A 19,226-nucleotide genomic window follows, 5' to 3' on the forward strand; every position below is an offset into this window, starting at 1 on the left:
ATGGGGCCCGCAGGGCCTGCCGGAGCGGCAGGCGCCCCGGGAACCCCGGGAGCGGTGGGCCCTGCAGGCGCGGCCGGTCCTGAGGGTGCCACCGGCCCCGTGGGCCCAGCGGGCGCCACGGGGCTGCAAGGGCCTGCAGGTGCGCAGGGGCCCGCGGGGCCCCAAGGGCCCGCAGGCTCCGTCGCGGCGTATGGTGATGGCTCCGCGGGGGCCTATACCGTGTCGATCGCCTCGACCATCGACCTGTCCACGACAGCAGGGTTCAACAGCCTTGGCGGACGGCACCACATGCAGTTTTCCACGATCGACATCGCGGGAGCGCTGACGCTTCCCAGCGGGACCGTGCTGCGCGCGACCGGCGACGTGACCATTTCCGGCTCCATCACCGTCCTTGAAGGGTCGCAAGGGGCCAGCAATGTCACGCCACACCCCGGTATTGCGCTGTCGTCACCCGGGACACCCCAAGGCGGTATCGGACTGCCAGCACTCTCTGCCGCGCGGCTCTTGAAACCGCCAGCCGCCGCGGGTGGGGCGGGTAGCCGGCCGAACGCGCAGGACACGGGTGGAGGCGGGGGCGGATCACTTGTGATCCTTGCCGGGGGCAATGTGACCGTCACCGCATCGGGCGTGATCAAGGCCAATGGCGGCAACGGGCAGAACGCCATGACCCCGGGCGCGGACGCCGCCGGGGCCGGTGGCGGGGCAGGAGGCGTGATCGTCATCGCGGCCGGCGGCGACATCACGGTGGCGGGCGCACTGTTGGCCAATGGCGGGCATGGCGGAAATGGCTTCAACGGCAACCTTGGCAACGCGGTGGGCGCGGGCGCGGGAGGTGGTGGTGGGGGCGGCATCATCCACCTGGTGGCGTCCTCCACGCCCGTGGTCACGGGATCGCTGCTGGTCAATGGCGGCGCGATGGGTCTGGACGATTTCTCGGGGGGATCGTCCCTTGCTGGAGGGGGCGGCGGGGCCAGCGGCGGAAACGGCGGCAACGCGGGCGTGGTGAATGCGTCGGTGGTTCAGCCGGCGCAGGCGGGCTTCAGCGGCCGCTCCATCCTCACCACCGTTCCTGCACCCTGGAACCTGTTTCTCCACTGAGGCAGGGCCGGAACACCCGGTGGACCGGGGGCACGTACCCCCCGGACTGGGCCGTCCAGGGGCCGGGCGCTACTCGATATCGATGCAGTGCAGCCCGAAGCTGCCCGCCTTGCGGTCGGCAAAAAACGCTTCCAGCGTTTCCTTGACGGTACGGAAGGCGATCTCGTCCCAGGGCACCTCGTCTTCGGTGAAGAGCCGCGCCTCGATGGTTTCATACCCGGGGTTGAACTGGTCGCTGAGCAGGTGGGCCCTGTAGAACAGGTGCACCTGCCCCACACGGCGCACATTGAGCAGGCTGAACAGCGGGCCCATCTCGATCTGTGCGCCGGCTTCCTCGTCCGTCTCGCGCGCAGCGCCCTGGGCCGTGGTTTCGTCCAGTTCCATGAAGCCCGCCGGCAGCGTCCACTTGCCCCAGCGCGGTTCGATGTTGCGTTTGCACAGCAGTACGCGTCCATCGGGCAGGGTCGGCACGGTGCCCACCACGTTGAGCGGGTTCTCGTAGTGCACCGTGCTGCAGGTGGGGCACACCGCGCGCTGCTTGGTGTCGCCGTCGTCCGGCAGGCGGTAGACCACGGCGGTGCCACAGGCGCGGCAGTGTTTGATGGGGCTGCGGAAGGTCATCGGGGGTTTTGATTCAAATAGGCTGCTGGCGCTTGTTCCATCAGCGCTGGCAGCTATGAAAAAGATAGCTTTTGGCTGCGCGCCGGGGCCTGTGCGCCAGGTGGCCCAGGCCGCGGGGCGTCACACCACGCTCAGCCGCAGCGTGCCCAGGCCGTCCACGCCGCCCTCGAGCACGTCGCCGCGCACCACGGCGCCCACGCCTTCGGGCGTGCCGGTGTAGATCAGGTCGCCGGGCTGCAGCTCCCATGCGGCCGACAGGTGCTCGATGGTCTCGGCGATGTTCCAGATGAGCTGGGCCACGGTGCTGCGCTGGCGGTCCGCGCCGTTGACCTGCAGCCAGATGCCGGCCTTCTCCACGTCACCGGCCTGCGCGGCGGGCGTGATGGGGCCGATGGGCGCGCTCGCGTCGAAGCCCTTGCCGATGCACCAGGGGCGGCCCTGTTTCTTCATGTCGTTCTGCAGGTCGCGGCGCGTCATGTCCAGGCCCACGGCGTAGCCGTAGATGTGGGTGAGCGCATCGGCGGCCTGGATGTTCTTCCCGCCCTTGCTAATGGCCACGACCAGTTCGATCTCATGGTGCAGGTTGGCCGTGAGGCTGGGGTAGGGCAACTGGCCCGTCTCGCCCGCATTCACCACCACGATGGCATCGGCCGGCTTCATGAAGAAAAACGGCGGCTCGCGGCCGGTGAAGCCCATTTCCTTGGCGTGTTCTTCGTAGTTGCGGCCCACGCAGTAGATGCGGTGCACGGGGAACCGGTCGGCGCTGCCGGCCACGGGTACGCTGGCCAACGGTGCGGGAGAAAACACGTAGCTCATGTCTGCCTTTCTTCTTGTCTCTGGGTGCGATGGAACGGGTGCGGGCCTGGCGTGCGGGCGGGTTGCCCTGCGGGCCGGGCCGAAGTGTGGCAGTGTGCCATGGGTGCGGGCGTCTTGCTGTGGGACGCTACACTCGCGCCCATGGCAAAGAGCTTCGATTTCCACAACACGCCAGGCCACCTGGTGCGCCGTGCCCACCAGCGTACCGTGGCGCTTTTCATGGAGGAGACAGCGGGGTTTGACGTGACGCCCGTGCAGTTCGCCATCCTGCATGAACTACTGGCCCGGCCCGGGGAAGACCAGGTCACCTTGGCATCCCGCGTGGCGTTCGACGCGGCCACCTCGGGGTCGGTGATCGGGCGCCTGGAAAAGCGCGGCTGGATTCGCCGCGAACCCGACACCCGCGACCGCCGCCGCAAGCTGCTGTGGATCACCCCGGAAGGCGAAGTGGCGGCCCTGCAGATGCGCGATGCCGCCCAGCGCGTGCAGGAGCGTCTGATGGCGCCCCTCAACGCGCAGGAGCGCGGCGACCTGATGGTGCTGCTCACCAAGGTCGTCTACAACCACCAGGACCCGGCCGGCGCCTCGGGCGCATGACGCCGGCCCCGCCGGGCCGTGGCAGGGCTTGCGGGACGCACCGTACAACCGCCGCTCTCCACGGCACGCACGCCCACCTATCCATCGAAGCAATCCCCATCCCCATCCCCATGCAGCTGTACAACTACTTCCGCTCCTCGGCCTCGTTTCGCGTCCGCATCGCGCTGCAGATCAAGGGCCTGGCCTACGACTACATTCCCGTGCACCTCGTGAAGGGCGAGCACCAGCAGCCTGCCTACGCGGCCCTCGCCGCCGATGCCCTGGTGCCCACGCTGGTGACCGATGGCGGGGAGGCATTGTCGCAATCGATGGCCATCATCGAATACCTGGACGAGACCCATCCCACACCCGCCCTGATGCCCGCCACGGCCCTGGACCGGGCGCGCGTGCGGGCGCTGGCGCAGATGGTGGCGTGCGAGATCCACCCGATCAACAACCTGCGCGTGCTCAAGTACCTGGTGCGGGAGCTGAAGGTGGATGAAGCCGCCAAGAACGCGTGGTACCACCACTGGCTGCGCAACGGGCTCGAGGCCTTCGAGCGGCAGCTGGTGCTGCTCTCGCAGGAGCGCGCGGCCCAGGGGCTGGCGCCCTCGGTGCTGTGCTGGGGCGGCACCCCCACGCTGGCCGACTGCTGCCTGGTGCCGCAGATCTTCAACGCCCAGCGTTTCAAGGTCGACCTGGGCGGCCTGCCGCTCACGATGGACGCGTTCGACGCCTGCATGGCGCTGCCCGCATTCCAGAAGGCCCAGCCTTCCGCCTGTCCGGACAACGAAGCTTGACCCTTCGCACGCACTCCCCGCAGGCCACCGACTGGCTGGTGCCGGACTGGCCCTTGCCGCCTGGCGTGCATGCGCTGTGCACCACCCGCACGGGTGGCGTGAGCCTGCCCCCGTATGACAGCCTGAACCTGGGCACGCATGTGGGGGACGACCCCGCCGCTGTCCGCGCTAACCGCCTTCGGCTTCAGTCCGCCCTCGAAGGAGTGACAGCGGGCACGCGGCCCGTGTTTCTGAGCCAGGTGCATGGCGATGGCGTGGTGCAGCTCGACGGCGGCACGCCCGACGGCATCGAGGCCGACGCCTGCGTGGCGGCGGTTCCCGCGGTCGCCTGCACCATCATGGTGGCCGACTGCCTGCCGGTGCTGTTCGCCCACCGCTCAGGCCGGGCCGTGGCGGCGGCCCATGCGGGATGGCGCGGGCTCGCGGGGGTGGGCGGGCAGGGGGTGCTGGAATCGGTTTTCAAGCGATTTGTCGCGCTGGCCCAGGCGGATCAAGCGCACGACGCTATAAAAATTGAAGCAATCCTGCCCTTGCAAGGGGTGGCCCAGGACACGCTGGCCTGGCTGGGGCCCTGCATCGGCCCGCAGGCGTTCGAGGTGGGTCCCGAGGTGCGGGCGGCTTTTTGCGACACTGCCCCGGCCTTGCAGGATTGCTTCGCGCCCAGCGGCCACGCCAGCGGCAAGTACCTGTGCGATCTGGCGGGCCTCGCGCGGCGGCGGTTGCAGGCGCTCGGAATCACCCATGTCCACGGCAATGACGGAACACCGCCATGGTGCACCGTCACGAACGCATCAAGGTTCTTTTCCCACCGGCGCGACAGCGCCGCCCTGGGCGGCAGCGGGCGCTTCGCTGCCTGCATCTGGCGCGGCTGAGGAACCGGGGCCGCCAGCCTCGCGGGCCGCCGCGGCCTGCTCGGCATCGTGGGCGGCCTGCTCCGCGGCTTCACGCGCCTTGATCGTGCGCTTGCGCGAAGGCGTGCCCAGGATGTACACCAGAATGCCCATGGGCAGCAGCCCATACAGCGCGAACGTGATCACGGCGCCCAGCAGCGTCCCGGTGGGGCTGGTGGCTTCGGCCACCGCCATCATGAGGGTGACGTAGGTCCAGGCGATGACGATGAGGTACATTGGTTTATGTTCGCTGCAAGCGTTGAATCCGTTGCCATGCTGAAGTGGGTCGGCAACAATGAACCCGAGACACAAAAAACAAGAAGCCCTGCCGCTGCGAGCGACCAATCACTGAGGAAAGAGCATGAATTCTGAATCACCATGGGCCGAGAGCGCCCAGCAGTTCCAGCAGATTTTCGGGCAAAGCTGGTCACAGGCACTGCAGTCGTTCCAGAAGCTGGACCTTGGTACGCAGGTACCCGCCACCCCCCCTCTGAAGTTTTCACCCAGCAAGCTGCAGGCGCTGCAGCAGCAGTACCTGAAGGAAGCGCAGGAACTGTGGGCGCAGGGCCTGCAGGGCGCGCCCGAGGTCAAGGACCGCCGCTTCGCCGGCGAGGGCTGGGCCAGCAACCCCGTCGCGGCCTTCTCGGCCGCCGCCTACCTGCTCAATGCGCGCACCCTGATGGGCCTGGCCGAGGCGGTGGAGTCCGACGAAAAGACCAAGGCCCGCATCCGTTTCGGCGTGGAGCAATGGATGGCCGCCATGGCGCCGAGCAACTTCCTGGCCTTCAACGCCGAGGCGCAGAAGAAGGCCATCGAAACCAAGGGCGAGAGCATTGCCAAGGGCATGCAGAACCTGCTGCACGACATCACACAGGGCCATGTGTCGATGACCGACGAAAGCCTGTTCGAGGTGGGCCGCAACGTGGCCACCACCGAGGGCGCCGTGGTGTATGAGAACGAGCTGTTCCAGCTGCTCGAATACAAACCACTCACCGCCAAGGTCTATGAGCGCCCCTTCCTGCTGGTGCCGCCGTGCATCAACAAGTTCTACATCCTCGACCTGCAGCCCGAGAATTCGCTGATCCGCTACGCCGTCGAACAAGGCCATCGCACCTTTGTCGTGAGCTGGCGCAACCCCGGCGATGCCCTGGCCCACAAGACCTGGGACGACTATGTGGAAGATGGCGCGATGGCGGCCATCGACGTGGTGCGGAACATCACCGGCGCCGAACAGATCAACGCGCTGGGCTTCTGCGTGGGCGGCACCATCCTGAGCAATGCGCTGGCCGTGCTGGCGGCGCGGGGCGACGAGCCCGTGGCCAGCGCCACGTTCCTCACCACCCTGATCGACTTCACGGACACCGGCATTCTGGATGTGTTCATCGACGAGGCGTTCGTGAAGTTCCGCGAGATGCAGATGGGGCAGGGCGGGCTGATGAAGGGGCAGGACCTGGCATCGACCTTCAGCTTCCTGCGTCCCAACGACCTGGTGTGGAACTACGTGGTGGGCAACTACCTCAAGGGCGAGACGCCGCCGCCGTTCGATCTCCTGTACTGGAACAGCGACAGCACCAACCTGCCCGGGCCGTTCTACGCGTGGTACCTGCGCAATTTCTACCTGGAGAACAACCTGGTCAAGCCCGGCAGGCTCACCGTGTGCGGCGAGAAGATGGACCTTGGAAACCTCACGCTGCCGGTGTACATCTACGGCTCGCGCGAAGACCACATCGTGCCCATCAACGCCGCCTATGCATCCACCCAGGTGCTGCCTGGCAAGAAGCGCTTCGTGATGGGGGCCTCGGGCCACATCGCCGGCGTCATCAACCCCCCCGCCAAAGGCAAGCGCAGCCACTGGATCCGCGCGGACGGCAAGCTGCCCGCCACGCTGGACTCGTGGCTGGAGGGCGCGACCGAACACCCCGGCAGCTGGTGGACCGATTGGTCCGGATGGCTCAAGGGCCATGCCGGCAAGCAGATCGCGGCCCCCAAGGCCTACGGCAAGGGCACGAAATTCAGGGCTACCGAGCCGGCACCGGGCAGCTACGTCAAGCAGAAGGCGTGACATGCGCAAGCCCCTGGGTCGCCTCTGGCGTGCATTGCCGATCAGGGACGGCGGCGCCGCCCCGCATTGCGGCACCTGTCTGGCGCCCCGCGCCGGGGCAGCGCCGGCACCGGCGGATACGCAAAAGCACTGATCCGCGGCGCTGCGAGAATTACCAAGCAACAACCCCCAACCACAAGGACATTCCATGGAAGACATCGTCATCGTTTCGGCCGCCCGCACCGCCGTGGGCAAGTTTGGTGGCGCACTGGCCAAGACGCCCGCGACCGAGTTGGGCGCCATCGTGATACGCGAAGCCATCGCGCGCGCGGGCCTCTCGTCCGACCAGATTGGTGAAGTCATCATGGGCCAGGTGCTGACCGCGGGCGTGGGCCAGAACCCGGCGCGCCAGGCCTCCATGAAGGCCGGTGTGGCCAAGGAGACCCCCGCGCTCACCATCAACGCCGTGTGCGGCTCGGGCCTCAAGGCCGTGATGCTGGCGGCGCAGGCCGTGGCATGGGGCGACAGCGAGATCGTCGTGGCCGGCGGGCAGGAGAGCATGAGCCTGTCGCCCCACGTGCTCAACGGTTCGCGCGACGGCCAGCGCATGGGCGACTGGAAGATGGTCGACTCGATGATCGTCGATGGCCTGTGGGACGTCTACAACCAGTACCACATGGGCATCACGGCCGAGAACGTGGCCAAGCAGTACGGCATCACCCGCGACATGCAGGACGCCCTGGCGCTGGCGAGCCAGCAAAAGGCCGCTGCCGCGCAGGATGCCGGCAGGTTCGCTGACGAAATCGTGGGCGTGAGCCTGCCGCAGAAGAAAGGCGACCCCATCGTCTTCAATGCCGACGAATACCTCAACCGCAAGACCAATGCCGAAGCGCTGGCCGGCCTGCGCCCCGCGTTCGACAAGGCAGGGAGCGTGACGGCGGGGAATGCCTCGGGTCTCAATGACGGCGCGGCCGCCGTGGTCGTGATGAGCGCCAAGAAGGCCGCCGCACTGGGTCTCAAGCCCCTGGCACGCATCGCGGCCTTCGGCACCAGCGGTCTGGACCCCGCCACCATGGGCATGGGCCCTGTGCCTGCATCGCGCAAGGCGCTGCAGCGCGCGGGCTGGAGTGCCGCGGATGTGGACCTGTTCGAACTCAACGAAGCCTTTGCCGCCCAGGCCTGTGCCGTGAACAAGGAGCTGGCCATCGATCCGGCCAAGGTCAATGTGAACGGCGGCGCCATCGCCATCGGCCACCCCATCGGCGCGTCCGGCTGCCGCATCCTCGTGACGCTGCTGCATGAAATGCAGCGCCGCGACGCCAAGAAGGGGCTCGCCGCGCTGTGCATTGGCGGAGGCATGGGCGTATCGCTCGCGGTGGAGCGCTGAGGCGCCAGGGGGGGCGCGGCAGTCCATGCGGCGCAACCTCCACCGATCCCGGGCCGAGGCCGCGTTCGCGCGGCTTTTTTTATTTCCGGACGCTAGTCAGGCTGCGGTCCGCATGCCGGTATGGCCGTGGACCTTTTTTGTATCAAGGCGTGGCAGCGCGCGCCGAATTCAGGGCGTCCTGGCCGCGGTGCAGGCCAATCTGTCAAAAAGGAAAGGGCTTCAGTGTTTTCCTTCACGGCAGTGTCCGATTTCTTGGGTAGAGTGGACGCTGAAGGCATCACCAATCAACAAGGAGAAATCACATGAGCCAGAAAGTTGCATACGTCACCGGCGGCATGGGCGGCATCGGAACCGCCATTTGCCAGCGCCTGCACAAGGAGGGCTTCAAGGTCATTGCGGGTTGCGGACCGACCCGCGACCATGCCAAGTGGCTGGGTGAGCAAAAGGCCCTGGGCTACACCTTCCATGCGTCAGTGGGCAATGTGGGCGATTGGGATTCCACGGTCGAGGCCTTTGGCAAGACCAAGGCGGAACACGGCAACATCGACGTGCTGGTGAACAACGCGGGCATCACGCGCGACCGCATGTTCCTCAAGATGTCGCGCGAAGACTGGGATGCGGTGATCGAGACCAACCTGAACAGCATGTTCAACGTCACCAAGCAGGTGGTGGCCGACATGGTGGAAAAGGGCTGGGGCCGCATCATCAACATCAGCTCGGTCAATGGCGAGAAGGGCCAGGCAGGCCAGACGAACTATTCGGCCGCCAAGGCGGGCATGCATGGGTTTTCAATGGCCCTTGCGCAGGAACTGGCCACCAAGGGCGTGACGGTCAACACCGTGAGCCCTGGCTACATCGGCACGGACATGGTCAAGGCGATCCGCCCTGACGTGCTCGAAAAGATCGTGGCGACCGTTCCCGTCAAGCGCCTGGGCGAACCCAGCGAAATCGCATCGATCATTGCCTGGCTGGCATCGGAAGAAGGGGGCTATGCCACCGGGGCTGACTTCTCGGTCAATGGCGGCTTGCACATGGGCTGATGGCCTGGGCCCGCTGTTTGCCGCAAAGAACAAAAACCCCGCAGTGCGGGGTTTTTTGTTGGGGAGGAGCAAGAGGGAAGGACTGCCGGGCGTCTTGCCTCGATGGGGCTATGAAATGCGCCACCCGGTGCAAGCATGGCCCACACGTTGGTATGGTTCGTGCTTCATGGTGGTGGCTGGCATTTGAGGGCCTTCGGGCGGGAAACGCTGGCTGCGGCGCCTTCAGAGGCGGGCGGGAGCGCGCTTGCGGTCGCGTTCGTCTTCGGGCCAGGCGGACAAGATTGCGGTGGTATTCATGCTGAAAACTCCTGTGATGTACCAACAACGCAGCCAATCCACAGTCCGTTGACAGCGTTTCGCAAAAAAATGCAACCGCCAGTGCCCGTCTGTTTACAATGTAAATCGCTATCAAAAATGAAGCACTAAATGCTTTCCAGATATGCGCCAATGCCAAAAAATAGAGTCTTTTGGCTTACATGGATTTACATTTTCAACCCGCTGCCGACGCCGACATTTCTTCCAGGGCCGAAGAAATTTCCAGCCAACGCTCCTCCAGCCTGGCTGTCTCGTCGTTCCCTGCCTTGAGGTTGCGGCCACACTCGGCGATCTCCGCCGGCGCAAGGGCCTGGGTGAGCTTGTGCTCCAACGCGGCCCGCTCGGTGGACAGGGCGGCCAGGCGCTTGTCGATTTGTTCCAGCTCCTTTTTCAGGGGCCGGGTTTTTTCCGCCTGCTGCTGACGCACCTGGGCATCGAGCTTGCGCTGCTCCCGTCCATCGCGCGAAGGGGTGGGGGCGGCGGCCGGTGTGGGGGCCGGGGCGGTCGCGGGGGCGGGATGTGCCACCGCTGGCGAAGGTGCCACGGAGGCTGGGGGTGGTGCCTGGCTCGCCGCTGAGGATGTCTGCGCCTGCTCGGCCAGGCGGGCCTCCTCGCGCAGGCGTTTGGATTCCTCGAGCAGGTAGCGCTGGTAGTCGTCCAGATCGCCGTCAAAAGGCCCCACGACGCCCCGGCCCACCATCCAGAAGTCCTCGCAGACCGAGCGCAGCAGCGCACGGTCGTGGCTGACCAGCATGACCGTGCCATCGAAGTCGTTGAGCGCCATGGCCAGGGCTTCGCGGGTTGCCAGGTCGAGGTGATTGGTGGGCTCGTCCAGCAGCAGCAGATTGGGGCGCTGCCAGACGATCATCGCCAGCACCAGCCGCGCCTTTTCGCCGCCGCTCATGGTGCCCACGGCCTGCTTGACCATGTCGCCTGTGAAGTTGAACGTGCCCAGGTAGCTGCGCAGGTCCTGTTCGCGGCTCGGTTGCTTGATATCGGGCCCCAGCTCCTTGGCCAGGCGGATCATGTGCTCCAGCGGGTTCTCCGCGGGGCGCAGCACGTCCAGTTCCTGCTGGGCGAAGTAGCCGATGTTCAGTCCCTTGCCCTCGGTCACGCTGCCGCCCAGGGGTTTCATGGTGCGGGCGATGGTCTTGACGAGGGTGGATTTGCCCTGGCCGTTGGCGCCCAGGATGCCGATGCGCTGGCCCGCCAGCACCGAGCGGTTCACGCCCCTGAGAATGGTGGTGGCCGCGCCCTCGTCATCCACATAGCCGAACGATGCGTCGCTGATCGCCAGCATCGGATTGGGCAGGTTGGCCGGCTCCTTGAACTCGAACGTGAAGTCCGCTTCGGCCAGCACTGGCCCGATCTTCTCCATGCGTTCGAGTTGCTTGACGCGGCTTTGCGCCTGCTTGGCCTTGCTGGCCTTTGCCTTGAAGCGGTCGATGAACTTCTGCAGGTGGGCCATCTTCTCCTGCTGCTTGGCAAAGCTGGCCTGTTGCAGTTCGAGTTGCTGGGCGCGCAATTCCTCGAACTTGCTGTAGTTGCCGCCGTAGCGGTTCAACTCGCCTTGCTGGATCTGCAGGGTGACGTTGGTGATGGCGTCGAGGAACTCCCGGTCGTGGCTGATCACGATCATGGTGCCCGCATAGCGCTTGAGCCAGGCTTCCAGCCAGACCAGCGCGTCCAGGTCCAAGTGGTTGGTGGGCTCGTCCAGCAGCAGCAGGTCGCTGGGGCACATCAGGGCCCGCGCCAGCTGCAGGCGCATGCGCCAGCCGCCCGAAAAGCTGTTGACCGGCTGCTCCAGCTCGCTCACGCGAAAGCCCAGGCCCAGGATCAGCGCCTGGGCGCGCGCCACGGCGTCGTGTGCGCCGGCGTCGTGCAGGTCGGAATACGCATGGGCAATGGCCATGCCGTCGTCGCTGGCCTCGGCCTCCACCAGCTGCTGCTGGACCTCGGCCAGCCGCGTATCGCCTTCCAGCACGAACTCGGTCGCGGACTGGTCCGTCTCGGGCATGTTCTGCGCGACTTCGGCCATGCGCCAGCTCGCGGGGATGTGGAAGTCTCCACCGTCTTCATGGAGCTTGCCGCTGAGCAGCGCGAACAGGCTGGACTTGCCCGCGCCGTTGCGGCCCACGAGTCCGACGTTCTCGCCGGGGTTGATGGTGGCGGAAACGCTGTCGAGCACGACTTTGGCGCCGCGTCGCAAGGTAACGTTCTTGAGGGTGATCATCCGGAGTTCACAAAAAGGCGCACCCGCGCTGGGCGGGTGGCATGAAAAAGCAGGGGGCCAGCGCTGCTGCAATCGGTGCAGCCGATGCAAGCGGCAGCGGCGCGCAACCCTCTATTGTGCCGCGAGACGGGATTGGGCGGCCAGGGCCCGCCGGGTCACCAGCAAAACCTGGTCTTCGCCAGCGCTGGTATCGAGCCAGAACACGGGCAACTGGGGGAAGGCTGCTTCAAAGTAGGCGCGCTCGTTGCCGATCTCCAGAATGATCACGGCATCCTCGCTCATGCAGGCGGGCGCGACAGCAAACAGCTGGCGTACGAAGTCCATGCCATCACTGCCGCCGGCCAGGGCGAGTGCGGGCTCGGCGCGGTACTCGGCGGGCAAGGTGGCCATGCTGGCCGCATTCACGTAGGGCGGGTTGCACAGGATCAGGTCCCATGGGCCGGGAAGGGCCTGAAGGCCGTCGGAGAGCTGCAGCTGGATGCGGTCCTGCAGGCCGTGCTTGTCCACGTTGATCCGGGCCACGGCCAGGGCGTCGGGCGAGATGTCGGCACCCGTCACCAACACCTCGGGCCAGGCCATGGCGGCCAGCACGGCCAGGCTGCCGTTGCCCGTGCACAGGTCCAGCACCCGGTGGGTGTGGTCGCTCAGGTACTCGTCCGCGCCGCCGTCGACAAGCAGCTCGGCGATGAAGCTGCGCGGGACGATGGCGCGTTCGTCCACATAGAACGGCACGCCCTGGAGCCAGGCCTCCTGCGTAAGGTAGGCGGCGGGCTTGCGCGTGCGGACGCGTTCTTCGAAAAGGGTGGCCACCAGGGCGACCTGCTCGGGTGCGACAGACTGGTTTCTCAGGGAATCGGGCGCGTCCGACAGGTCGCTGTCCAGCGGCAGGCCCAGGCGCCACAGCACGAGCCAGGCGGCTTCATCGTGGGCGTTCGTGGTGCCATGGCCAAAGGAAACGCCAGCTTCGGCCAGTTGCCGGCTACCCGATTCGACGAGCGCGCCGACCGTGGTGCCCGCCATTGCGTGGGGTGCCGCCGTGCTCATGCACGCACCGCCGGGGCGGCCTTGGGGGCTGCCAGCGCCTGCGCATGCAGGTTTTCCAGTGTGCGGCGGTAGATATTCTTGAGCGGCTCGATGTCGGCCACCACCACGTGTTCGTCGATCTTGTGGATGCTGGCGTTGGGCGGGCCCAGTTCGATCACCTGGGGGCAGACCTGCGCGATGAAGCGGCCATCGCTGGTGCCACCCGTGGTGGAGAGCTCGGTCGTGAGGCCGGTCTCCGCCGCGATGGCCTGTTGCACGGCGTCCACCAGTTCACCCGGCGTGGTGAGAAAAGGCTGTCCGCCCAGCGTCCAGCGCAGGTCGTACTCCAGCCCGTGGCGGTCGAGCACGGAGTGCACGCGCTGCTTGAGGCCTTCCGCCGTGGATTCGGTGGAGAAGCGGAAATTGAAGTCCACCACCACGTCCCCCGGGATGATGTTGGTGGCGCCCGTACCGCCATGCATGTTGCTGATCTGCCAGCTGGTGGGCGGGAAGAAGGCATTGCCCTGGTCCCACACCGTCGAGGCCAGTTCGGCCAGGGCAGGCAGCGCCTGGTGGATGGGGTTGCGCGCCAGTTGCGGGTAGGCGATGTGGCCCTGGATGCCCCGCACGGTGAGCTTGCCGCTGAGCGTGCCGCGCCGGCCGTTCTTGATCATGTCGCCGGTGCGTTCGACCGACGTGGGCTCGCCGACGATGCAGTAGTCCAGTTGCTCGCCGCGCGCCTTGAGCTGCTCGACCACGACCTTGGTGCCGTCCACCGACGGGCCTTCCTCATCGCTGGTGAGCAGGAAGGCGAGCTGGACCAGGGGCTCTGGCGTGTGCGCCAGGAATTCCTCGACCGCCACGACGAACGCGGCGATGGAAGTCTTCATGTCGCTGGCGCCCCGGCCGTAGAGCTTGCCGCCACGGTGGGTGGGGACGAAGGGATCGCTGCTCCACTGCGCCAGCGGCCCCGTGGGCACCACATCGGTGTGGCCTGCGAATACTATTGTTTTAATAGCTGATGGCGCTTTTCCAGACTGGGCTGCAGCCCGTTTTGCCCACAAATTGCTGACGCGGAAATCCGCCGGGCCGCTGTCCAGCCGTTCGCACACGAATCCCAGCGCGGCCAGGCGGGCCGCCAGCACGTCAAGGCAGCCCGCGTCCTCGGGGGTGATGGAGGGCAGGGCGATGAGCTGTTCGGCCAGATGCAGTGTGCGGGACATGGGAAGGGGTGGGTAAGACAGGGGGCGTTTAAATAGTCGATTGTCCCAGACGCCGCGTCATGCACCGGCGCGGCCCGGGCGTGTGGCTCCGGGCACGCGCCGCAGCCAGGGCGCCGTCACCCCGGGGGCAGTGCGCCGAAGGCGACTCAGGAGGGATCATGCAGCCGGTTTAACGTCCAAAACGATCTCGGTGAACGAAGGCTGGTCGTCCGGGGTATCCCGCGCTTCTTTCTGGGCCTTGGCCGCATTGGCCGCCAGGGAGAAGTCGTTCTGCAGGCGCCACATGAGGTTGGTGGGGGAATCCGCGTACGCCAGGCCTTCCTTGCGGTCGATCTTGGATTCCATGATCAGGTGCGCCAGCGCTTCCTCAAAGGTCTGCGAACCTTCCGCCATGGATTTCTCCATCGCTTCCTTCACGCCGGAGAAATCGCCTTTCTCCACCAGCTCGGACACCAGCTTGGAATTGAGCATCACTTCCACCGCGGGGACGCGGCCGCCGTCCGATTTGCGGACCAGGCGCTGCGACACCACGGCCTTGAGCGCGGAAGCCAGGTCGCCCAGCATGGTGGGGCGCACTTCCACGGGGTAGAACGACAGGATCCGGTTGAGCGCGTGGTAGCTGTTGTTGCCGTGCAGCGTGGCCAGGCAAAGGTGGCCCGATTGCGCATACGCAATGGCGGCGGACATGGTTTCGCGGTCGCGGATTTCCCCGATCAGGATCACGTCGGGCGCCTGGCGCAGCGCGTTCTTCAGGGCCGTCTGCAGCGACTGCGTGTCGCTGCCGATCTCGCGCTGGTTGACGATGGATTTCTTGTTCTTGAACTGGTACTCGACCGGATCCTCGATGGTGAGGATGTGGCCGGTCAGCGCTTCGTTGCGGGTGTCGATCATGGAAGCGAGCGTGGTGCTCTTGCCCGAGCCCGTGGCGCCCACCACCAGGATGAGCCCGCGCTTTTCCATGATCAGCTCGCGCAGCACGGGAGGCAGGCCCAGGGAACTGAATTCCGGGATCTGCTGCGAGATGAAGCGGATCACCACCGCATAGCTGCCCCGCTGGCGCATGGCGCTGACGCGAAAACGCCCCACGCCGCTGAGTGGCACGCCCATGTTGAGTTCGCCGGTTTCTTCCAGCTCTTCGATGCGGTCCGGAGGGACCACTTCGGAGAGCAGGTTGCGCGGAGCATCCGGCGGCAGGATCTGGTTGTTGATCGGCACGCACTCGCCGTTGATCTTGATCAGCGCCGGCGCATTGGCCGACAAATAGACGTCGGAGGCTTTTTTCTCGGCCATCAGGCGAAGAATCCGTTCCATCGTGCTCATGGTGTGTCCCTCTGTTTGTCGTCTTTGTCTGGGGTGGCGCTGATCGTGCCGGTCAGGTGCGGGGCCGGTCAGCCGCGATCAGTCGCGCAGCAGGTCGTTGATGCTGGTCTTGGAGCGCGTCTGCGCGTCCACCTGCTTGACGATGATGGCGGCGTACATGCTGTAGGGCGCGCCGTTGGCGGCCGTCTTGGGCAGGTTGCCGCTGACCACCACCGAGCCAGAGGGCACGCGGCCATAGCTGATCTCGCCCGTGGCGCGGTTGAAGATGGGGGTGCTCTGGCCCAGGTACACGCCCATGCCCAGCACCGAGTTTTCTTCCACCACCACGCCTTCGACGACTTCGGAGCGCGCGCCGATGAAGCAGTTGTCTTCGATGATGGTGGGGCCGGCCTGCAGCGGCTCCAGCACGCCGCCGATGCCCACGCCGCCCGACAGATGCACGTTGGCGCCGATCTGCGCGCACGAGCCCACGGTGGCCCAGGTGTCGACCATGGTGCCTTCGCCCACGTAGGCGCCGATGTTCACGTACGACGGCATCAGGATCGCGCCCTTGGCGATGAAGCTGCCGCGGCGCGCCACGGCGGGAGGCACCACGCGCACGCCGGTGGCTTTCATCTCTTCTTCGGAGAGGTGGGCGAATTTCGTCTGCACCTTGTCGTAGAAGCCCAGGTCGCCGGCCTTGACCACTTCGTTGTCCTTGAGGCGGAACGACAGCAGCACGGCCTTCTTGATCCACTGGTGCACGGTCCACTGGCCCACGCCTTCGCGCGTGGCCACGCGCAGCTTGCCGTTGTTCAACTCGGCGATCACGTGCTCGACAGCGTCCTGGATTTCCTTGGGGGCGGCGGAGGGCGAGAGGCTGGCGCGGTTGTCCCAGGCGTTGTCGATGAGGGTTTGGAGTTGTTGGGTCATGTCGTTGTCGATCAGATCAGGCAGTACGGGATTGGATGAATTGCACGATGCGCAGCGCGGCTTCCACGCATTCTTCGGTTTCGGCCACCAGGGCCATGCGCACGCGCTGGGCGCCGGGGTTGCTGCCCTGGGCCTCGCGGGCCAGGTAGCTGCCGGGGAGCACGGTGACATTGTATTGAGCCAAGAGGGCGCGCGCGAACTCGGCGTCGTCCATGCCCAGGGCTTCGGGCACCTTGGCCCAAAGGTAGAAGCCGGCATCCGGCAGGGCGACTTCCATGACGCCGGCGAGCAAGGGCGTGACCTGGGCGAATTTCTTGCGGTAGCGCGCGCGGTTCTCCACCACGTGCTGTTCATCGCCCCAGGCGGCAATGCTGGCCGCCTGCACGATGGGGCTCATGGCGCTGCCATGGTAGGTGCGGTACAGCAGGAACGCCTTGATGAGGGCCGCGTCACCCGCCACGAAGCCGCTGCGCATGCCGGGCACGTTGCTGCGCTTGGAGAGGCTGGTGAAGGAAATGAGGTTCCTGTAGCCGCTGCGGCCCAGCTGGTCTGCGGCTTGCAGGCCGCCCAATGGAGGTTCGTCCCGGAAGTAGATCTCGCTGTAGCACTCGTCCGAGGCAATGACAAAACCATAGCGGTCGCTCAGTTCAAAGAGCTTCTTCCATTCGCCGAGCGGCATGACCGCGCCGGTGGGGTTGCCGGGGGAGCACACGAAAAGCAGCTGGGTCCGCTGCCACACCGTTTCCGGCACGGCGTCCCAATCCACCGCGAAGTTGCGCGCCGGATCGCTGGCCGCGTAGTAGGGGGTGGCGCCCGCCAGCAGCGCGGCGCCTTCGTAGATCTGATAGAACGGATTGGGGCAGACCACCAGCGGCTGGCCCTGTGAAGGGTCGATGACGGTCTGCGCAAACGAGAAAAGCGCTTCCCGCGAACCGTTCACGGGCAGGACCTGGGTCGCGGGGTCCAGGGTGATCGCATACCGCTGATTCAGCCATCGGGTGAAGGCCTCGCGCAGAGCCGGCTCCCCCGCCGTGGCCGGGTAGCTCGCCAGCCCACTGAGGTTGTTACTAAGTGCATCTTTGATGAACTGCGGTGTAGGATGGCGTGGCTCGCCCATGCCCAGGCTGATGGGACTGTAGGCTGCCGGGGGAGCCACCCCCGCGAATAGCTGCCGCAGCCGCTCGAAAGGGTAGGGCTGGAGATAGGAAAGCAGGGGATTCATGGGGCGCCATTATGGGCGATGGGGCCCGGTCCATTGCCGCAGCATGCGCGGGCTGCGGGCCCGGGTGGGCGGCGCCCCGGCAGGCCCCCTGCACCCGGTCTGTCAATCCGCCGTAAGTGCCGGCCCCTAGGATTCGCGCCAGTTGCAAGAACGACAAGAGGAGACATGATGTCAGGATTCCTACCGCTGCGTCCGGGACTTTGGTGGATGCGCAGGTGGCATCTGCCTGGCAAACTGCTCTCGCTGGGTTTCCTGGTGGCGGCCGCGCTCGCCATCGCGGCATGGGGATCGCCCTGGTGGCTGTTCGCGCTGGGTGCCGGAGTGGTGGCCTATGCCCTGCTGGCGCTCTACATCAGCCTCTCGAGCGACCTCGCCGGGCTGGCGCGGACCATCGAGCTGACCCAGGGCGGGGATCTGCGCGCACAGGCCCGCGGCGACCATGGGCACGATGAGGTCGCAGAGATGGCGAAGTCGCTCGACCGCATGGTGATCACGCTCTCCTCCATGGTGGCCGACATCCGCAGCAACGCGGCGCTGGTGGCCCATGCGGGCCAGAGCCTGGCCGAGGGCAACCGGTCCTTGGCCGACCGCACCGAGCAGCAGGCGGCCAATCTGGAACAGACAGCGGCCAGCGTGGAACAGTTGTCGTCCGCCGTGCAGAACAACGCGCAGACGGCCCAGAGTGCCGATGCGCGGGCCGCCCAGGTGCGCAGCGCGGCCGATGCGGGCGCGCAAGCCATGGCACGTGCCGTTCAATCGGTCGAAGCCATCCAGCAAGGGGCGCGGCGCATGACCGAAATCATCGGCGTCATCGACAGCATTGCATTTCAGACCAACATCCTGGCCCTGAACGCCGCCGTCGAGGCCGCACGGGCGGGCGAGCAGGGCCGCGGGTTTGCCGTGGTGGCCGCGGAGGTGCGCACGCTGGCCAAGCGGTCCAGCGATGCGGCGCACGAAATCCGCGAGCTGATCGGCGCCTCGGTCAGCCAGGTCGAGACCAGCGCGGGCCTGATCCGTTCGGCCGGGGAGGGCATCTCCGACATGGCGGGAGGTATTCGCAGCGTGGCGGCCAGCATGTCCGAGATCTCCGGGTCGAGCACCGAGCAGAGCACGGGCCTGCGCGAGGTCAGTGCTGCGGTGCAGCAGCTGGACCAGATCACCCAGCACAACGCCCAGATGGTGGGCCATGCCGTGCAACAGGCCGAAGCCCTGGAGAGCCGGGCATCCACGTTGTCGCGCGCGGTGTCGGCATTTCGCCTGCAGCAGGGCACCGCCGAGGAGGCCGTGGCGCTGGTGAGCAGGGCAGTGGCATTGCACAAGAGCACTTCGCGCGACCAGTTCCTGCGCAGCATTACCGACAAGAGCCAGCCATACCACGACCGGGACATGTATGTGTTCGTGCTGGATACCGCCGGCACCTATCTTGCCTTTGGTGGCAACACCGCCAAGGTGGGCACACGCGTACAGGACATTCCAGGCATCGCGGGGGACCGCCTCGTGAGCGATATCGTCGGCCAGGCCGACCATGCCCCAGGCTGGGTGGAGTACAACATCACCAACCCCTCCACCGGCGCGGTGCAGACAAAGATGTCCTATGTCAGCCGCGTGGGAGATCTGTATGTGGGGTGTGGGGTGTACAAGGCGCTGGCGGCGCGCTGAGCACACCTGGCGGGCTTCTGTGCAGAAGGCAGAAGGAAGGGCGGAGGCCT

At 66.3% G+C, this 19,226-nt stretch carries 17 protein-coding genes; 8 read left to right on the forward strand and 9 right to left on the reverse strand.

Features of this window, described 5'->3' with window-relative positions; genetic code table 11:
* Positions 1-219 precede the first annotated feature (219 nt).
* Complete coding sequence (locus AC07PV_RS02265) at positions 220-1,098, forward strand: hypothetical protein (protein ID WP_492245294.1); 879 nt, start codon at positions 220-222, stop codon at positions 1,096-1,098.
* 69 nt (positions 1,099-1,167) lie between these two features.
* On the opposite strand, the gene AC07PV_RS02270 is transcribed toward AC07PV_RS02265, so the two are convergent.
* Both AC07PV_RS02270 and AC07PV_RS02275 read right to left on the reverse strand, forming a co-directional pair.
* The gene (locus tag AC07PV_RS02270) at positions 1,168-1,719 is read right to left on the reverse strand and encodes an NUDIX hydrolase (RefSeq protein ID WP_218294951.1); all 552 of its coding nucleotides are present in this window, start codon (positions 1,717-1,719) and stop codon (positions 1,168-1,170) included.
* Between the two features lie 120 nt (positions 1,720-1,839).
* Complete coding sequence (locus AC07PV_RS02275; RefSeq protein WP_494629257.1) at positions 1,840-2,535, reverse strand: fumarylacetoacetate hydrolase family protein; 696 nt, start codon at positions 2,533-2,535, stop codon at positions 1,840-1,842.
* Positions 2,536-2,676: 141 nt separating this feature from the next.
* Between AC07PV_RS02275 and AC07PV_RS02280 the strand changes: the two genes are divergently transcribed.
* From AC07PV_RS02280 to pgeF, 3 genes are all read left to right on the forward strand, one after another.
* Positions 2,677-3,132, forward strand: a complete 456-nt coding sequence (locus tag AC07PV_RS02280; RefSeq protein ID WP_218294953.1) for a MarR family winged helix-turn-helix transcriptional regulator — start codon at positions 2,677-2,679, stop codon at positions 3,130-3,132.
* Positions 3,133-3,242: 110 nt separating this feature from the next.
* A complete protein-coding gene (maiA, locus tag AC07PV_RS02285) occupies positions 3,243-3,911 on the forward strand; it encodes a maleylacetoacetate isomerase (protein WP_494629259.1) in 669 nt (222 codons plus the stop codon).
* Positions 3,908-4,783, forward strand: coding sequence for a peptidoglycan editing factor PgeF (gene pgeF / locus AC07PV_RS02290; RefSeq protein ID WP_494629260.1), 876 nt, complete (start codon positions 3,908-3,910; stop codon positions 4,781-4,783). The genes maiA and pgeF overlap by 4 nt, the downstream gene beginning before the upstream one ends.
* On the opposite strand, the gene AC07PV_RS02295 is transcribed toward pgeF, so the two are convergent.
* Positions 4,703-5,038, reverse strand: coding sequence for a hypothetical protein (locus tag AC07PV_RS02295; protein ID WP_494629261.1), 336 nt, complete (start codon positions 5,036-5,038; stop codon positions 4,703-4,705). The genes pgeF and AC07PV_RS02295 overlap by 81 nt on opposite strands.
* Positions 5,039-5,162: 124 nt before the next feature.
* On the opposite strand from AC07PV_RS02295, the gene AC07PV_RS02300 reads away from it, so the two are divergent.
* From AC07PV_RS02300 to phbB, 3 genes are all read left to right on the forward strand, one after another.
* Complete coding sequence (locus tag AC07PV_RS02300) at positions 5,163-6,863, forward strand: PHA/PHB synthase family protein (protein ID WP_218294957.1); 1,701 nt, start codon at positions 5,163-5,165, stop codon at positions 6,861-6,863.
* Positions 6,864-7,050: 187 nt separating this feature from the next.
* Positions 7,051-8,229 carry an acetyl-CoA C-acetyltransferase gene (locus tag AC07PV_RS02305; protein WP_218294958.1) on the forward strand — a complete coding sequence of 393 codons (1,179 nt, stop codon included), beginning with the start codon at positions 7,051-7,053 and terminating at the stop codon, positions 8,227-8,229.
* 302 nt (positions 8,230-8,531) lie between these two features.
* Positions 8,532-9,269, forward strand: a complete 738-nt coding sequence (gene phbB / locus AC07PV_RS02310; RefSeq protein WP_218294959.1) for an acetoacetyl-CoA reductase — start codon at positions 8,532-8,534, stop codon at positions 9,267-9,269.
* Between the two features lie 490 nt (positions 9,270-9,759).
* Here the strand turns inward: phbB and AC07PV_RS02315 are convergent, their stop codons facing one another.
* The 6 genes from AC07PV_RS02315 to dapC all read right to left on the reverse strand — a co-directional run bounded on the left by AC07PV_RS02315 (position 9,760) and on the right by dapC (position 17,517).
* Positions 9,760-11,817 (reverse strand): ABC-F family ATP-binding cassette domain-containing protein, encoded by a 2,058-nt coding sequence (locus tag AC07PV_RS02315; RefSeq protein ID WP_494595650.1) that lies wholly within the window; start codon positions 11,815-11,817, stop codon positions 9,760-9,762.
* A 111-nt stretch (positions 11,818-11,928) separates the two neighbouring features.
* Positions 11,929-12,861: a 50S ribosomal protein L3 N(5)-glutamine methyltransferase gene (gene prmB / locus AC07PV_RS02320; RefSeq protein WP_494595648.1), complete on the reverse strand. Its 933-nt coding sequence runs from the start codon at positions 12,859-12,861 to the stop codon at positions 11,929-11,931.
* A complete protein-coding gene (gene dapE / locus AC07PV_RS02325) occupies positions 12,858-14,063 on the reverse strand; it encodes a succinyl-diaminopimelate desuccinylase (RefSeq protein ID WP_494595646.1) in 1,206 nt (401 codons plus the stop codon). Before dapE ends, prmB begins: the two co-directional genes overlap by 4 nt.
* A 156-nt stretch (positions 14,064-14,219) precedes the next feature.
* Complete coding sequence (locus AC07PV_RS02330) at positions 14,220-15,383, reverse strand: PilT/PilU family type 4a pilus ATPase (RefSeq protein ID WP_218294963.1); 1,164 nt, start codon at positions 15,381-15,383, stop codon at positions 14,220-14,222.
* Between the two features lie 78 nt (positions 15,384-15,461).
* A complete protein-coding gene (dapD, locus tag AC07PV_RS02335) occupies positions 15,462-16,295 on the reverse strand; it encodes a 2,3,4,5-tetrahydropyridine-2,6-dicarboxylate N-succinyltransferase (protein WP_218294964.1) in 834 nt (277 codons plus the stop codon).
* Between the two features lie 16 nt (positions 16,296-16,311).
* A complete protein-coding gene (gene dapC / locus AC07PV_RS02340) occupies positions 16,312-17,517 on the reverse strand; it encodes a succinyldiaminopimelate transaminase (RefSeq protein ID WP_494629262.1) in 1,206 nt (401 codons plus the stop codon).
* Positions 17,518-17,685: 168 nt separating this feature from the next.
* On the opposite strand from dapC, the gene AC07PV_RS02345 reads away from it, so the two are divergent.
* Complete coding sequence (locus tag AC07PV_RS02345; RefSeq protein WP_218338554.1) at positions 17,686-19,176, forward strand: methyl-accepting chemotaxis protein; 1,491 nt, start codon at positions 17,686-17,688, stop codon at positions 19,174-19,176.
* The last annotated feature ends 50 nt before the right edge of the window (positions 19,177-19,226 follow it).

This window comes from Acidovorax sp. GW821-FHT09A11, assembly GCF_059418365.1.

Bases quoted from the DNA above. Each gene is read 5' to 3' on its own strand.
- AC07PV_RS02270 (WP_218294951.1), bottom strand. From the start codon at position 1,719: ATGACCTTCCGCAGCCCCATCAAACACTGCCGCGCCTGTGGCACCGCC.
- AC07PV_RS02275 (WP_494629257.1), bottom strand. From the start codon at position 2,535: ATGAGCTACGTGTTTTCTCCCGCACCGTTGGCCAGCGTACCCGTGGCC.
- AC07PV_RS02280 (WP_218294953.1), top strand. From the start codon at position 2,677: ATGGCAAAGAGCTTCGATTTCCACAACACGCCAGGCCACCTGGTGCGC.
- maiA (WP_494629259.1), top strand. From the start codon at position 3,243: ATGCAGCTGTACAACTACTTCCGCTCCTCGGCCTCGTTTCGCGTCCGC.
- AC07PV_RS02295 (WP_494629261.1), bottom strand. From the start codon at position 5,038: ATGTACCTCATCGTCATCGCCTGGACCTACGTCACCCTCATGATGGCG.
- AC07PV_RS02300 (WP_218294957.1), top strand. From the start codon at position 5,163: ATGAATTCTGAATCACCATGGGCCGAGAGCGCCCAGCAGTTCCAGCAG.
- AC07PV_RS02305 (WP_218294958.1), top strand. From the start codon at position 7,051: ATGGAAGACATCGTCATCGTTTCGGCCGCCCGCACCGCCGTGGGCAAG.
- phbB (WP_218294959.1), top strand. From the start codon at position 8,532: ATGAGCCAGAAAGTTGCATACGTCACCGGCGGCATGGGCGGCATCGGA.
- AC07PV_RS02315 (WP_494595650.1), bottom strand. From the start codon at position 11,817: ATGATCACCCTCAAGAACGTTACCTTGCGACGCGGCGCCAAAGTCGTG.
- prmB (WP_494595648.1), bottom strand. From the start codon at position 12,861: ATGAGCACGGCGGCACCCCACGCAATGGCGGGCACCACGGTCGGCGCG.
- dapE (WP_494595646.1), bottom strand. From the start codon at position 14,063: ATGTCCCGCACACTGCATCTGGCCGAACAGCTCATCGCCCTGCCCTCC.
- AC07PV_RS02330 (WP_218294963.1), bottom strand. From the start codon at position 15,383: ATGAGCACGATGGAACGGATTCTTCGCCTGATGGCCGAGAAAAAAGCC.
- dapD (WP_218294964.1), bottom strand. From the start codon at position 16,295: ATGACCCAACAACTCCAAACCCTCATCGACAACGCCTGGGACAACCGC.
- dapC (WP_494629262.1), bottom strand. From the start codon at position 17,517: ATGAATCCCCTGCTTTCCTATCTCCAGCCCTACCCTTTCGAGCGGCTG.
- AC07PV_RS02345 (WP_218338554.1), top strand. From the start codon at position 17,686: ATGTCAGGATTCCTACCGCTGCGTCCGGGACTTTGGTGGATGCGCAGG.